This window comes from Streptomyces sp. NPDC111606 (assembly GCF_055656945.1).
On record NZ_JBVKBY010000007.1, the window covers coordinates 183797 to 197657 of the forward strand.

General features: G+C 70.4%; 9 protein-coding genes. 4 read left to right on the forward strand and 5 right to left on the reverse strand.

What is annotated here, in order from left to right; translation table 11 throughout:
• Positions 1-56: 56 nt before the first annotated feature.
• Positions 57-2522 (forward strand): NACHT domain-containing protein, encoded by a 2466-nt coding sequence (locus tag ACZ7M7_RS25265; protein WP_472120456.1) that lies wholly within the window; start codon positions 57-59, stop codon positions 2520-2522.
• Between the two features lie 13 nt (positions 2523-2535).
• Here ACZ7M7_RS25265 and ACZ7M7_RS25270 read toward each other — a convergent pair whose 3' ends face one another.
• Entirely contained in the window at positions 2536-3207 is a 672-nt protein-coding gene (locus ACZ7M7_RS25270) for a FadR/GntR family transcriptional regulator (protein WP_383629190.1), read from the reverse strand.
• Between the two features lie 97 nt (positions 3208-3304).
• On the opposite strand from ACZ7M7_RS25270, the gene ACZ7M7_RS25275 reads away from it, so the two are divergent.
• Both ACZ7M7_RS25275 and ACZ7M7_RS25280 read left to right on the forward strand, forming a co-directional pair.
• The gene (locus ACZ7M7_RS25275) at positions 3305-3637 is read left to right on the forward strand and encodes an ArsR/SmtB family transcription factor (protein WP_383629192.1); all 333 of its coding nucleotides are present in this window, start codon (positions 3305-3307) and stop codon (positions 3635-3637) included.
• A gap of 70 nt (positions 3638-3707) precedes the next feature.
• Positions 3708-4577 (forward strand): TIGR03620 family F420-dependent LLM class oxidoreductase, encoded by an 870-nt coding sequence (locus ACZ7M7_RS25280; protein ID WP_472120458.1) that lies wholly within the window; start codon positions 3708-3710, stop codon positions 4575-4577.
• A gap of 237 nt (positions 4578-4814) precedes the next feature.
• Here the strand turns inward: ACZ7M7_RS25280 and ACZ7M7_RS25285 are convergent, their stop codons facing one another.
• From ACZ7M7_RS25285 to ACZ7M7_RS25300, 4 genes are all read right to left on the reverse strand, one after another.
• Positions 4815-6431 carry a glycerol-3-phosphate dehydrogenase/oxidase gene (locus ACZ7M7_RS25285; RefSeq protein WP_427841860.1) on the reverse strand — a complete coding sequence of 539 codons (1617 nt, stop codon included), beginning with the start codon at positions 6429-6431 and terminating at the stop codon, positions 4815-4817.
• Positions 6432-6477: 46 nt separating this feature from the next.
• Entirely contained in the window at positions 6478-8019 is a 1542-nt protein-coding gene (gene glpK, locus ACZ7M7_RS25290; RefSeq protein ID WP_383607678.1) for a glycerol kinase GlpK, read from the reverse strand.
• Between the two features lie 97 nt (positions 8020-8116).
• Positions 8117-8911, reverse strand: coding sequence for an MIP/aquaporin family protein (locus ACZ7M7_RS25295; RefSeq protein WP_383607679.1), 795 nt, complete (start codon positions 8909-8911; stop codon positions 8117-8119).
• 322 nt (positions 8912-9233) lie between these two features.
• Positions 9234-9998: an IclR family transcriptional regulator gene (locus tag ACZ7M7_RS25300; RefSeq protein WP_383607680.1), complete on the reverse strand. Its 765-nt coding sequence runs from the start codon at positions 9996-9998 to the stop codon at positions 9234-9236.
• A 295-nt stretch (positions 9999-10293) separates the two neighbouring features.
• Here ACZ7M7_RS25300 and metH point away from each other — a divergent pair, with 295 nt between their 5' ends.
• Positions 10294-13812 carry a methionine synthase gene (gene metH / locus ACZ7M7_RS25305; protein ID WP_472120462.1) on the forward strand — a complete coding sequence of 1173 codons (3519 nt, stop codon included), beginning with the start codon at positions 10294-10296 and terminating at the stop codon, positions 13810-13812.
• The last annotated feature ends 49 nt before the right edge of the window (positions 13813-13861 follow it).

A 13861-nucleotide genomic window follows, 5' to 3' on the forward strand; every position in this document is an offset into this window, starting at 1 on the left:
GTGGCAGCGGCCACAACCGGCTCCCGGCATGGCCGACCTGCGGAACTCTTCGTCGGGTGAGCGGAGTTGCCCCCAGGGCGCGCGTGCGGCGCGCCGGGATCGTCTACCTGACCCTGCTCGCCGCGGGCACGCTGGGGGCACTGCTGGTCGCCCCGCGTGTCGAGGACCCGGCGGCGGTGGTCGCGGCGCTGCTGCCGACGGGGGCCGGCGCCTATCTGGCGTGGAGCGCCTACCGGGCGGACCGCGCCGAAGCGGCGTCCGCGGCGACGGAGCCCGGCGTGGTCGCCGACCGGCTCGCCGTCGCCGTACGACGGCAGTGGGAGGCGGAGGCGCGGGCGCGGCGGCTGGCGGACCCGTATCCGCTGCCGGTGTCCTGGCGGGGTGCCGACGTCGATCCGGTCGGGGTGACGGAGGGGCCGGCGGGCCGGGACGGGGAGATCGGCGCGGTCTTCGCGGACCGTGTGCCCGGTCGGCGGCTGCTGGTGCTGGGGGCACCCGGGTCGGGGAAGACGCTGTTGCTGGTACGGCTGCTGCTGGCGCTGATCGGGGAACGGGCGGCGGGCGATCCGGTCCCCGTGCTCTTCCCGCTGGCCTCCTGGGATCCGACGGGCGTGGATCTGCGGGCCTGGATGGAACGCAAGCTGGTCCAGGACCACGCCGAGCTGGGGGCGGCGGCGCCGGGGGAGTACGGGGGGACGACCCTGGCCGGGATGTTGCTGGAACGGCGTCTGGTGCTGCCGGTGCTGGACGGGTTCGACGAACTGCCCGCCGCGACGAGCGGGTTGGCGCTGCACCTGATTGCCGAGGCGTTGCCGTACGGCTGCGGGCTGGTGCTGTCGAGCCGTCCGGCTGAGTACGGGGCGGCGCTGCGGCCCCGTACGGGTGTTCCGGCGCGGCTGACGGGGATGGCGGGGATTCACCTCGAACCGCTGGGCGCCGATGACGTGGCCGACTATCTCCTGGGCGGCGCGGGCGGCCATGGTGCGCCGACGGCGGCGCGGTGGGGGCCCGTGGTGGCGGTGCTGGGGACGGACGCGCCGGTGGCGCGGGCGCTCGGCAGTCCGCTGATGGTGTCGCTGGCCAGGACCGTGTACAACCCCCGGCCGGGGGAGACCGAGGGTGAACTGCCGGATCCCGCCGAGCTGTTGCGGTGCCGCACGCGCAGGGCGGTGGAGCGCCATCTGCTCGACGCCTTCGTCGACGCCGCGTACCGGCCGGATCCTCGGCGGCCGTGTCGGTGGACGGCGGCACAGGCTCGTGTGGCGCTGCGTCACCTGGCACGTCACATGGAGCGTGGTTTCGACGGTGTGGTGGAGCTGTCCTGGTGGAAGCTGCGCCGTGCCGTGCCGGTCGCGCTGCCGCAGGTGCCGGCCGGGGTCGTGCTGGGCACCCTGGGGTGGCTGGCCGAAGGCACGTCCATGGAACTGGTCCAGCGCTTCTCGCCCAATCCGCTGTTCCCGCCCGACTGGACGGAGCGGGGCGGGTTCGGAGTGGTCGCCGCGGCCGTGTGCGGTGGGCTGGTGTGCGGTCTCGTGGCGACGGTGTCGGTCGCCCTGCTGGGCATGGCCGCGGCAGGCCCGGAGCTGACCGCCGAGCTCGTGTTCAACCGGCTTGCCGACGGCGGAACGCTGACCTTGGCAGGCGTGATCATCTCCGGGTTCGCGTCCGGGGGCCGGCCGGGAATCCGGCGGCCGTCGCACTGGGACGGACGGGCACTGCTGACCGGATGTGCGGCCGCCGCCTGCTTCGTGCCGGCGTTCGGCAACGGCTGCGGCACGGTGCACGCGCTGCTCTACGGGGTGATCGCCGCTGCCATGGGCCGGACCGGCGCGCCTGCGGAACCCGCTTCGCCGGTCGCCCGAGTCCGCCGGCACTGGAGCTTGAAGGGTGTTCTGATGGCTCTGCTGTGCGGGATGCTGCTCGGCGTCGGCATCCTGCTGGAGGGCCTGCTCGCAGACGTGCTCGCCGCAGGCGCGAGGAGAGAGTTCATCACCTCCGCCGATCCGCTGGAGGCGCTGTGGGCCGCCGAGCAGGCGGGAGCCGTGTTCGTCGTGTCCTGCCTGCTCGTGCGCGGTCTACGAGCCGTGCCGGTGGACCTCGGCGCCGCGCCCGACGGCCGGGCCCTGCTCGCCAACGACCGGCGGGCCCTCGGCACCTGCGTCCTCACCGCGGCGGTGCTCGGAACGGTGGTGATCGGCGTCCAGGGCTGTGTCGCCAAGTTCTCCGGTTCGACGCGCGTGTGGGGCGGGGACGCCACCGGGGACTACCTGTGGCCGTATGCGGCCGGCCTGCTCCCCGCGCTGCTGACAGGACTCGCCATCGGCATCCGCCAGTCGACGTGGATCCGGTACGCGCTCGCCCGCTGCTACCTGGCCCTGCGCGCCGGCGTGCCCTTCGACCTCATGGCCTTCCTGGCCGACGCCCACGAGCATCACGGCGTCCTGCGCCGCACCGGCGCCGTCTACCAGTTCCGCCACATCGAGCTGCAGCACCGCCTGGCCGACCCGGACCTCGGCTCCTGACCCCCACCCCGACTCACAGCGTGGACCGCAGCCACTGCTCCACGCTCGCGATGTGCACCGTCGCCCACGACCGGGCCGCCTCCGCGTCGCGGTCCCGCAGCGCCTCCAGGATCGCCCGGTGTTCGTGCAGGGTCCGGCTCACCGCGTCCTCCTGGGTGAGGCCGCGCCAGATGCGCGCTCGCGTGGTGGGTCCGGACAGGCCGTCCAGCAGCGAGCACAGGACCGAGTTCCCCGAGCTCTGCACGATGCCCCGGTGGAACTCCAGGTCGCAGGCGACCAGCTCCTCCACCGACGGGTCGTTGCCGAGCTTGTCCAACTGGTTCGTCAGCGCGTCGAGTTGCTGTTCGCTGATCCGCGACGCGGCCATCGCCGTGGCCGCCGGCTCCAGGATGCGGCGCACGGCGAGGAACTCCAGCACCGTGTCGTCGCGGTGGAAGTCGACGACGAAGCTCAGTGCCTCCAGCAGCAGTTGTGGATCCAGGCTCGTGACGTACGTGCCGTCGCCCTGCCGTACGTCCAGGATCCGGATCAGCGACAGGGCCCGCACGGCCTCCCGCAGGGAGTTGCGGGACAGCCCGAGTTCGGCGGCCAGTTCGCTCTCCTTGGGGAGCCGGTCGCCGGGCCGGAGCGCGCCGGAGACGATCATGCCCTTGATCTTTTCGATCGCCTCGTCGGTGACTGCCATGGCCGGCCTCCCTGTCGTTCAGGATGTCGCGCAAGACATCCGATGTCTGACGCCATTATGCGGGGTCGATCGAGTGGGCGACCTATACTCCGGACCCATGGCCGACGCAGCGACCTCACCGGACCCCGACCTGGTCAGCGCCCTGCGGGCGTTGTCGAATCCGGTGCGCTTGCAGTTGCTGCTGTGGCTGCGTGAGCCCGAGCGGCACTTCCCCGTGGACCGGGCCATCGCGGACCCCGGCGAGGTCGGCGTGTGCGTGAGCCACATCCAGGCCAAGGCGGGGCTCGCGCAGTCGACCGTGTCGGCATATCTGGCGGAGCTGCAGCGGGCGGGGCTGGTGCGGGCGACGCGGGTGGGGAAGTGGACCCACTACCGGCGCGACGAGGACCGCATCGCGGGACTGGTCGCCCAACTCGGGGAGACCCTGTAGCCGTTGGCGCTTCCCGTGTCGGGCGTGTCTCCGTTGCGCTTCATATCGAGAATCTGCGATATTCCGATCCATGATGAACCTGGGAACGTTCGGCATCTACACCTTCGACTTCGAGCACCAGCCGGCCACACAGGTACGCGACTCGGCCCAGGAGCTGGAGGAACAGGGGTGGCGGGCGCTGTGGGTCCCCGAAGCCGGCGGCCGGGAGGCTCTCACCCACGCCGGCTATCTGCTCGCCGGCACCGAGCGGTTGCACGTCGTCAACGGCATCGCCCAGATCTGGTCGCGCGGGGCCCGGGCGACGTACGGCGCGAGCGCCCTGCTCGCCGACGCCTACCCGGGCCGGCATGTGCTCGGCCTGGGCTTCGGCGGGCTCAAGAGGCCGGGCGTCAAACCGCTGGCGGCGATGGCCGGCTACCTCGACGAGCTGGACGCCCTCGCAAAGGAGTCACCCGTCCCCGCCCCGCAGAACCCGGTACGGCGCGTCCTGGCCGCGTACGGCCCCAAGATGCTCGCGCTGGCCCGGGACCGCTCCCTCGGCGCGCACTCCTACCACGTCAACATCGCCCACACCGCAGCCGCGAGGGAGATCCTCGGCCCGGACGCCTTCCTCGGCGTCGAGCACCCGGTGCTCCTCGAGCCGGACCCCGCCCGGGCGCGCGCGACTGCACGCGAGCATCTGCGGCCGTATCTCAACACCCCGTACAACCTCGCCAAGTTCCGCAGGCTCGGCTACTCGGACGAGGAGATCGAGCACGGCGGCAGCGACCGCCTCGTGGACGACCTGGTGTTCTGGGGAGACGTGGACACGGTGGCCGACAAGCTCCGGGCCCATGTCGCGGCGGGGGCCGATCATGTCGCTGTCCAGGTGATCGGCATCGAGCCGGGCGGATCCGCGACGGCACACTGGAGGCGTCTCGGCGAGGCGCTGCTTCCCTGAGAGACGAAACCTGGGAGACGGAACCTCGGAGACGGAACCTGGGAGGCGAAAACCGGGAGACGGAACCTGACAGACGAAAGGGGCGGCTCCGTCGGCATGGAGCCGCCCCTTCCGGTAGTGGCCGGCCCCGGTGCGGAAGGGGCCGCCCTCGTGCGGTCCGGCCTGGTCAGGGGAGTTGGCCGAACCTGGCGCCGTGGGAGGCTCATCCGGCGAAACCCTCCCTCGGCGCGTGCGAGGTCACTTCTTGTCGAGCAGGTCCTGCACCTTCGCCCGGACGTCGTCCGTCGCCAGACCCCGGATCGTCAGCGTCGTACGGCGGCGCAGCACGTCGTCCTGCGTCTCGGCCCACTCGTTGTCCCGGGCGTAGACGACCTGGGCCCAGATCTCCGGGGCGTCCGGGTGGACGCGCTCGCCCAGCTCCGGGTTCTCGTTGGCGATGCGGGCGATGTCGAAGGCCAGCGAGCCGTAGTGCGTGGCCAGGTGCTTGGCGGTGTCGGCCGCCATGCGCGGACCCGGCGCCGGGCGGTCGGTGAGCAGACGGTGGGCGACCGCGCGCGGGTTGGCGATACCCGGCAGGGGCAGCTTCTTCGGCAGCGAGGCGATCGGCTCGAAGTCGTCGCCCAGCGGGTGCCCCGGCAGCGCCTCCAGCTTCTTCATGATCGTGCGGCCGATGTGCCGGAAGGTGGTCCACTTGCCGCCCGCGACGGACAGCATGCCGCCCGTGCCCTCGGTCACGACCGTCTCGCGCTTGGCCTTCGCCGTGTCACCGGGGCCGCCCGGCAGTACGCGCAGACCCGCGAAGGAGTACGTGATGAGGTCGCGGTCCAGCTGCTGGTCGCGGATGGAGAACGCGGCCTCGTCCAGGATCTGGGCTATGTCCTTCTCGGTGACCGCAACGTCCGCCGGGTCGCCCTCGAACTCCTCGTCCGTGGTGCCCAGCAGGAGCATGTCCTCCCAGGGCAGGGCGAAGGTGATGCGGTACTTGTCGATCGGGGTCGCGAGCGCCGCCTTCCAGGGCGCGGTCCGCTTCAGGACCAGATGCGCGCCCTTCGACAGGCGGATCGACGGCGCCGCATCGGGGTCCTCCATCTTGCGCAGGTGGTCGACCCACGGGCCGGTCGCGTTCAGCACGAGGCGGGCGTTGACGCCGAACTCGTCACCGGTCGTGCGGTCCTTCAGGTCCGCGCCGGTCACCCGGCCCTTGGTGAAGCGCAGGCCGGTGACCTCGGCGTGGTTGAGCACGACCGCGCCCGCCTCGACGGCCCCGCGGACCGTCATCAGCGCCATGCGCGCGTCGTTCATCTGGTCGTCGCCGTACACGGCCACGGCCTTGAGGTTGTCGGTGCGCAGCTCGGGCACGTCCTGCGCCGCCTTGGCGGGGGAGAGGAGGTGGCCGACGCCGTCACCGAACGCGGAGAGCGCGGAGTAGGCGAAGACGCCCGCCCCGAGCTTCGCGGCGCCGTGCGGCCCGCCCTTGTACACGGGGAGGTAGAACGTGAGCGGGTTCGCCAGGTGGGGGGCCACCTGGCGGGAGACCGCACGGCGCTCGAAGTGGTTCTCCGCCACCAGCTTCACCGCGCCGGTCTGCAGGTAGCGCAGACCGCCGTGGAGCAGCTTGGAGGAGGCGGAGGAGGTGGCGCCGGCGAAGTCGCCGGCGTCGACCAGAGCCACCCTGAGGCCGGACTGCGCGGCGTGCCAGGCGGTGGAGATGCCCAGGATGCCGCCGCCGATCACGAGAAGGTCGTACGACGCCTTGGAGAGCTGCTCCCGGGTCTCGGCTCGGCTCGGGTTGAAGCCGGAGGCCGGGCGCGTACCGAGGGCAGGCACGGACTGCAGGGTGGTCTGACTGGTCATTTCGGGTTCTTACTCCTCATCAGAGTTCGAGAGCTGAGGGCTGTGGTCAGCTCTCGTCGTCCTCGATCCAGCCCATGGTCCGCTCGACGGCCTTGAGCCAGTTCTTGTACTCACGGTCGCGGGTCTCCGCGTCCATGCGGGGGGTCCATTCGGCGGCCCGGCGCCAGTTGGCGCGCAGTTCGTCCGTGCTGGACCAGAAGCCGACGGCGAGACCGGCGGCGTAGGCGGCGCCGAGGCAGGTGGTCTCGGCGACCATCGGGCGCACCACGGGGGCGTCCAGGAAGTCCGAGAGGGTCTGCATCAGCAGGTTGTTGGAGGTCATGCCGCCGTCGACCTTGAGGGCCACCAGCTCGTCGCCGGAGTCCTTGACCATGGCGTCGGCGATCTCCCGGGTCTGCCAGGCGGTGGCCTCCAGGACGGCGCGCGCGAGGTGCGCCTTGGTGACGTACCGGGTCAGACCGGCGATCACACCGCGGGCGTCGGAACGCCAGTGCGGGGCGAACAGACCGGAGAAGGCCGGCACGAAGTAGGCGCCGCCGTTGTCCTCGACCGAGAGCGCGAGCGTCTCGATCTCGGCAGCGGTGGAGATCAGACCCATCTGGTCGCGCATCCACTGCACCAGCGAGCCGGTGACGGCGATCGAGCCCTCGAGGGCGTAGACCGTCGCCTGGTCACCGATCTTGTAGCCGACGGTGGTCAGCAGGCCCGCGTACGAGTTGATGATCTTGTCACCGGTGTTCATCACCATGAAGGTGCCGGTGCCGTACGTCGACTTGACCTCGCCCTCGGAGAAGCAGGTCTGGCCGAACAGGGCCGCCTGCTGGTCACCGAGCGCGGAGGCGACCGGGATGCCGCCGAGCAGGTCGCCCAGCTTGCCGCCGGTGATCTCGCCGTAGACCTCCGCGGAGGAGCGGATCTCGGGCAGGATCTGCAGCGGCACGCCGATGGACTCGGCGATCTTGTCGTCCCACTCCATGGTGTGCAGGTTCATCAGCATGGTGCGGGACGCGTTCGTGACGTCGGTGACGTGCTTGCCGCCGTTGACACCGCCGGTCAGGTTCCAGATGACCCAGGTGTCCATGGTGCCGAAGAGGATGTCGCCGGCCTCGGCGCGCTCCTGGAGGCCCTCGACGTTGTCCAGCAGCCAGCGGGCCTTCGGACCGGCGAAGTAGGAGGCGAGGGGCAGGCCGGTCTCGCGGCGGAAGCGGTCCTGGCCGACGTTGCGCCCGAGCTCCTTGCAGAGCCCGTCGGTGCGGGTGTCCTGCCAGACGATGGCGTTGTGGACGGGCTCACCGGTGTTCTTGTCCCACAGCACGGTGGTCTCGCGCTGGTTGGTGATGCCGATGGCCTTGATGTCGTCGCGGGTGATGCCGGCCTTCTGGATGGCTCCGGCGACGACCTCCTGGACGTTGGTCCAGATCTCGTTGGCGTTGTGCTCGACCCAGCCCGGCTTCGGGAAGATCTGCTCGTGCTCCTTCTGGTCGACGGAGACGATACGGCCGTCCCGGTCGAAGACGATGCAGCGGCTGGAGGTGGTGCCCTGGTCGATGGCGGCGATGAAGGGGCCGGCGGTGTGGGCGTCGGTCACTGTTAGCTCCTGGAAGTTCCGTGGTTATGGGGCTTTACGTACGGCGCGCGCTGAGAGTTTCGGTGCATCTCACCCGGATGGGTGAAGCTCACTGTTCCTAAGCGAAAGCGACGTTGTAGATGCCTGCCGCGATGGCGCCGCCGATGAGCGGACCGACCACCGGGATCCAGGCGTAGCCCCAGTCGGAGCCACCCTTGTTGGGCAGCGGCAGAAGGGCGTGCACGATGCGCGGACCGAGGTCACGGGCCGGGTTGATCGCGTAGCCGGTCGGGCCGCCGAGGGACAGACCGATCGAGACGACGACGAGTGCGACGATCAGCGCACCCAGCGGGCCGAGGCCATCGCCGTTGTTGTTGAGGCCCTGCGTGAGGATGGCGAGCACGAGCACCACGGTGCCGATGATCTCCGTCAGCAGGTTCTGCACCACGTTCCGGATCTCGGGACCGGTGGAGAAGACGCCCAGGACCGGGCCGGCGCCCTTCTCCTGAGCCTCGACGGCCTTGGTGGCCGTGGCCTGCGCGCCCGGACCGCCGACGATCTCCTTGTCGGTGAGGTGGGCGTGGAACTGGCCGTAGTAGGCGACCCAGACCAGAGCCGCACCGATCGCGGCGCCGAGGAACTGTCCGGCGATGTACGTCGGAACGTCGCTCCAGGAGTTGTCCTTGATCGCGAGCGCGACGGTCACGGCCGGGTTCAGGTGGGCGCCGGACAGTGGCGCCGAGGTGTAGACCGCCGTGAGTACTGCGAAGCCCCACCCGAAGGTGATGGCGAGCCAGCCGGCGTTGCGGGCCTTGGAGGCCTTCAGCGTCACGGCGGCGCAGACGCCGCCGCCGAGCAGGATGAGTATGGCGGTACCGATGGTCTCGCCGATGAAGATGTCGGAGCTGGACACCCGCGACTCCTTTGTCCTTCGTCCAGGGGAAGCCGAACCTCCGGGTCCCTCCGGTGGTTCGCGTCGCCCTCGGTTGAGAGCGGCGCCGGCCCTTGGCGTTGTCACACTCTAGCGCGTATTGCCGGTAGGTGTTCGACAATGCCGACCGATGGACGGGAGCTTGCCCCGGCGTCACACATGCGTCAAGGGTCACGTCGTCGAATGTGCGATCGTTGTTGCTTGTGTTGATTTGTCGACACCGTTGACGGCAGTGCCGGGGAACGGCAAAGCACCGGAACGTCCTACGACGTCCCGGCGCCCATTTCTCGCCCTGCAGGGCTTCTCAGAACCGCCCGGCGCCCAGGTCCCGCGACACCGCGCGGGCGCAGTCCCGCACCGCCGCCACCAGCTCCGGGCGCAGCTCGCCGTCCCGGCACAGCCGCTCCACGGCGCCGGTGATGCCGACCGAGCCGACCGGCATCCGGCGCCGGTCGTGGATGCAGGCGGCGACGGACGCGACGCCCTCCCAGGTCTCCTCGACGTCGGCCGCGTAGCCACGCGCGCGTGTCATGTCGAGGATGTGCTCGAAGGCGTCCAGTTCGCAGACGGTGTGGTCGGTGAAGGCCTTGCGATCGGCCTCGATCGCCTCGCTGTGCGCCACCGGGTCGTACGCCGACAGGACCTTGCCCAGGGCGGTGGAGTGCAGCGGCTGCATGGCGCCGATCTCCAGCACTTGCCGGCTGTCGTCCGGGCGGAAGACGTGGTGGACGATCAGTACCCCCTGCTGGTGCAGCACGCCCAGGTAGACGCTCTCCCCGCTGGAGCGGGCGAGGTCGTCCGTCCACACCAGGGCGCGGGCCCGCAGCTCGTGCACGTCCAGATAGGTGGTGCCCAGGCGCAGCAGCTCGGCGCCCAGCTGGTAGCGCCCGGAGGCGTCGTCCTGCTCGACGAAGCCCTCCTGCTGGAGGGTGCGCAGAATCCCGTGGGCGGTGCCCTTGGCGAGGCCCAGCGACGAGGCGATGTCGGACAGGCCGAGCCGCCGCTCACCGCCTGCGAGGAGCCGCAGCATCGCGGCCGCCCGTTCGAGCGACTGGATGTTCCGTGCCATCGCCGTACTGCCTCCGTCCCCTTCGAGCGTCGACCGTGCGACGTCGCTGCCGCCGTTCGGCAATGTCGAACACTACCGGTCGATGCCGACCTCCCGCTAATGGTCGGCCGTTATCGGTCCATTGGTGTTGCCTCGTCCGTGGCCGAAGATCGACCCTGCCGCCCTCCTCGTCCCGCCTCGTGGACCGCCTGACCGTTCGGCGGCGGTCCCGGCTACCCTGGCGGCGTGCGCCCACTGCGGACCGATCCGTAAAGGGCGCAAAGCCGACAGCCGTCGCACTCCAGGGAGCCCTTACATGGCCTCGTTGCCACCGACCCCTTCCGCCGACAGCCGGACCCGTGTGTCCGCGCTCCGCGAGGCGCTCGCCACCCGAGTGGTGGTCGCCGACGGAGCGATGGGCACCATGTTGCAGGCCCAGGAGCCCACACTCGAGGACTTCGAGAACCTCGAGGGCTGCAACGAGATCCTCAACCTGACCCGGCCCGACATCGTCCGCTCCGTGCACGAGGAGTACTTCGGCGCGGGCGTGGACTGCGTCGAGACGAACACGTTCGGCGCCAACCACTCGGCCATGGCCGAGTACGACATCGCCGACCGGGTGTACGAGCTGTCCGAGGCGGGCGCCCGTATCGCCCGCGAGACGGCCGACGCGTTCGGCGCCCGTGACGGCCGCCAGCGGTGGGTGCTCGGCTCGATCGGACCCGGCACGAAGCTGCCGACCCTCGGCCACATCGGCTACGGCACGCTGCGCGACGGCTTCCAGGCGAACGCCGAGGGCCTGCTCGCCGGCGGCGCCGACGCCCTGATCGTGGAGACCACGCAGGACCTCCTGCAGACGAAGTCGTCGATCCTGGGCGCCCGCCGCGCCATGGAGGCGACGGGCACCGAGGTGCCGCTGCTGGTCTCCATGGCCTTCGAGACCACCGGCACCATGCTGCTCGGCTCCGAGATCGGCGCCGCGCTGACCGCGCTGGAGCCCCTCGGCATCGACATGATCGGCCTGAACTGTTCGACGGGCCCGGCCGAGATGAGCGAACACCTGCGCTACCTCGCCCGGCACTCCCGCACCCCGCTGCTGTGCATGCCGAACGCCGGCCTGCCGATCCTCACCAAGGACGGCGCCCACTTCCCGCTCGACCCGGAGGGCCTGGCCGACGCCCAGGACACCTTCGTACGGGACTACGGCCTGAACCTCATCGGCGGCTGCTGCGGCACCACCCCCGAGCACCTCAGGCAGCTCGTGGAGCGGGTCCGGGAGGCCACGCCCGTGGAGCGCAGGCCGCAGCCCGAGCCCGGCGCCGCCTCCCTCTACCAGACGGTCCCCTTCCGCCAGGACACCTCGTACCTGGCCATCGGCGAGCGCACCAACGCCAACGGCTCGAAGAAGTTCCGCGAGGCCATGCTGGCCGCGCGCTGGGACGACTGTGTGGAGATGGCCCGCGACCAGATCCGCGAGGGCGCCCACATGCTCGACCTGTGCGTCGACTACGTCGGCCGGGACGGCGTCGCCGACATGGAGGAGCTGGCCGGCCGCTTCGCCACCGCCTCCACGCTGCCGATCGTCCTGGACTCGACCGAGGTCGACGTCATCCAGGCCGGTCTGGAGAAGCTCGGCGGACGCGCGGTCATCAACTCCGTCAACTACGAGGACGGCGACGGTCCCGAGTCCCGCTTCGCGAAGGTCACGCAGCTCGCCCGCGAGCACGGCGCCGCGTTGATCGCGCTGACCATCGACGAGGAGGGCCAGGCCCGCACCCCTCAGAAGAAGGTCGAGATCGCCGAACGGCTGATCGAGGACCTGACGACGAACTGGGGCATCCTCGAGTCCGACATCCTCATCGACACCCTGACCTTCACCATCTGCACGGGTCAGGAGGAGTCCCGCAAGGACGGCATCGCCACCATCGAGGCGATCCGCGAGCTCAAGCGGCTCCACCCGGACGTCCAGACCACCCTCGGCCTGTCGAACATCTCCTTCGGCCTGAACCCGGCCGCCCGCATCCTGCTCAACTCCGTCTTCCTCGACGAGTGCGTCAGGGCGGGCCTGGACTCGGCAATCGTGCACGCGTCGAAGATCCTGCCGATCGCCCGCTTCTCCGAGGAAGAGGTCCAGACCGCCCTCGACCTCATCCACGACCGCCGCGCCGAGGGCTACGACCCGCTGCAGAAGCTCATGGCCCTGTTCGAGGGCGCCACCGCCAAGTCCCTGAAGGCCGGCAAGGCCGAGGAACTCGCCGCCCTCCCCCTGGAGGAGCGCCTCAAGCGCCGCATCATCGACGGCGAGAAGAACGGTCTGGAAACCGACCTCGACGACGCCCTCCAGACCCGCTCCGCCCTCGACATCGTCAACGAGACGCTCCTGGACGGCATGAAGGTCGTCGGTGAACTGTTCGGCTCCGGCCAGATGCAGCTGCCGTTCGTCCTGCAGTCCGCCGAGGTGATGAAGTCCGCCGTCGCCTTCCTCGAGCCCCACATGGAGAAGACGGACGCCGACGGCAAGGGCACCATCGTGCTGGCCACGGTCCGCGGCGACGTCCACGACATCGGCAAGAACCTGGTGGACATCATCCTGTCCAACAACGGATACAACGTGGTCAACCTGGGCATCAAGCAGCCCGTCTCCGCGATCCTCGAGGCCGCGGAGGAGCACCGGGCCGACGTCATCGGCATGTCCGGGCTGCTGGTGAAGTCCACAGTGATCATGAAGGAGAACCTGGAGGAGCTCAACCAGCGCGGTCTCGCAGCCGATTACCCGGTCATCCTCGGCGGCGCCGCCCTCACGCGCGCGTACGTCGAGCAGGACCTGCACGAGATCTACGAGGGCGAAGTCCGCTACGCCCGCGACGCGTTCGAGGGTCTGCGCCTGATGGACGCCCTGATCGGCGTCAAGCGGGGCGTGCCCGGCGTGCAACTGCCCGAGCTCAAGCAGCGCCGGGTCAAGAGCGCCGCCGCGACGGCCGTACTGGACGAGCGCCCCGAGGAAGGGCACGTCCGCTCCGACGTGGCCGTCGACAACCCGCTCCCCGAGCCGCCGTTCTGGGGCACCCGCGTCATCAAGGGCATCCAGCTCAAGGAGTACGCGTCCTGGCTCGACGAGGGCGCCCTCTTCAAGGGCCAGTGGGGCCTGAAGGAGACCCGGTCCGGCGAGGGACCGTCGTACCAGGAACTCGTCGAGACCGAGGGCCGCCCGCGGCTTCGCGGTCTGCTCGACAGGCTCCAGACGGACAACCTCCTCGAAGCAGCCGTGGTGTACGGCTACTTCCCGTGCGTCTCCAAGGACGACGACCTGATCCTCTTGGACGAGCACGGCAACGAACGCACCCGCTTCACCTTCCCGCGCCAGCGCCGCGGCCGCCGGCTGTGCCTCGCGGACTTCTTCCGTCCGCAGGAGTCGGGCGAGACGGACGTCGTGGGCCTCCAGGTCGTCACCGTGGGCTCGCGGATCGGCGAGGAGACGGCCCGGATGTTCGAGGCGAACGCCTACCGGGACTACCTCGAACTGCACGGCCTGTCCGTGCAGTTGGCGGAGGCGCTCGCCGAGTACTGGCACGCGCGCGTGCGTTCCGAGCTGGGCTTCGCAGGTGAGGACCCGGCCGGCATCGAGGACATGTTCGCGCTGAAGTACCGGGGCGCCCGCTTCTCCCTCGGATACGGCGCCTGCCCCAACCTCGAGGACCGGGCCAAGATCGCCGACCTGCTCCAGCCGGAGCGCATCGGCGTCCACCTGTCCGAGGAGTTCCAGCTGCACCCCGAGCAGTCCACGGACGCGATCGTCATCCACCACCCCGAGGCGAAGTACTTCAACGCACGCTGAGGAGACCCCCGGCCCGATTCCGGGCGGGTAACTTGTGTGCCCCGAGGCA

What these genes read in the sequence shown, in the direction of transcription:
- ACZ7M7_RS25270 (WP_383629190.1), bottom strand. Translation starts at nt 3,207, where the DNA reads ATGGCAGTCACCGACGAGGCGATCGAAAAGATCAAGGGCATGATCGTC.
- ACZ7M7_RS25275 (WP_383629192.1), top strand. Translation starts at nt 3,305, where the DNA reads ATGGCCGACGCAGCGACCTCACCGGACCCCGACCTGGTCAGCGCCCTG.
- ACZ7M7_RS25280 (WP_472120458.1), top strand. Translation starts at nt 3,708, where the DNA reads ATGATGAACCTGGGAACGTTCGGCATCTACACCTTCGACTTCGAGCAC.
- ACZ7M7_RS25285 (WP_427841860.1), bottom strand. Translation starts at nt 6,431, where the DNA reads ATGACCAGTCAGACCACCCTGCAGTCCGTGCCTGCCCTCGGTACGCGC.
- ACZ7M7_RS25300 (WP_383607680.1), bottom strand. Translation starts at nt 9,998, where the DNA reads ATGGCACGGAACATCCAGTCGCTCGAACGGGCGGCCGCGATGCTGCGG.
- metH (WP_472120462.1), top strand. Translation starts at nt 10,294, where the DNA reads ATGGCCTCGTTGCCACCGACCCCTTCCGCCGACAGCCGGACCCGTGTG.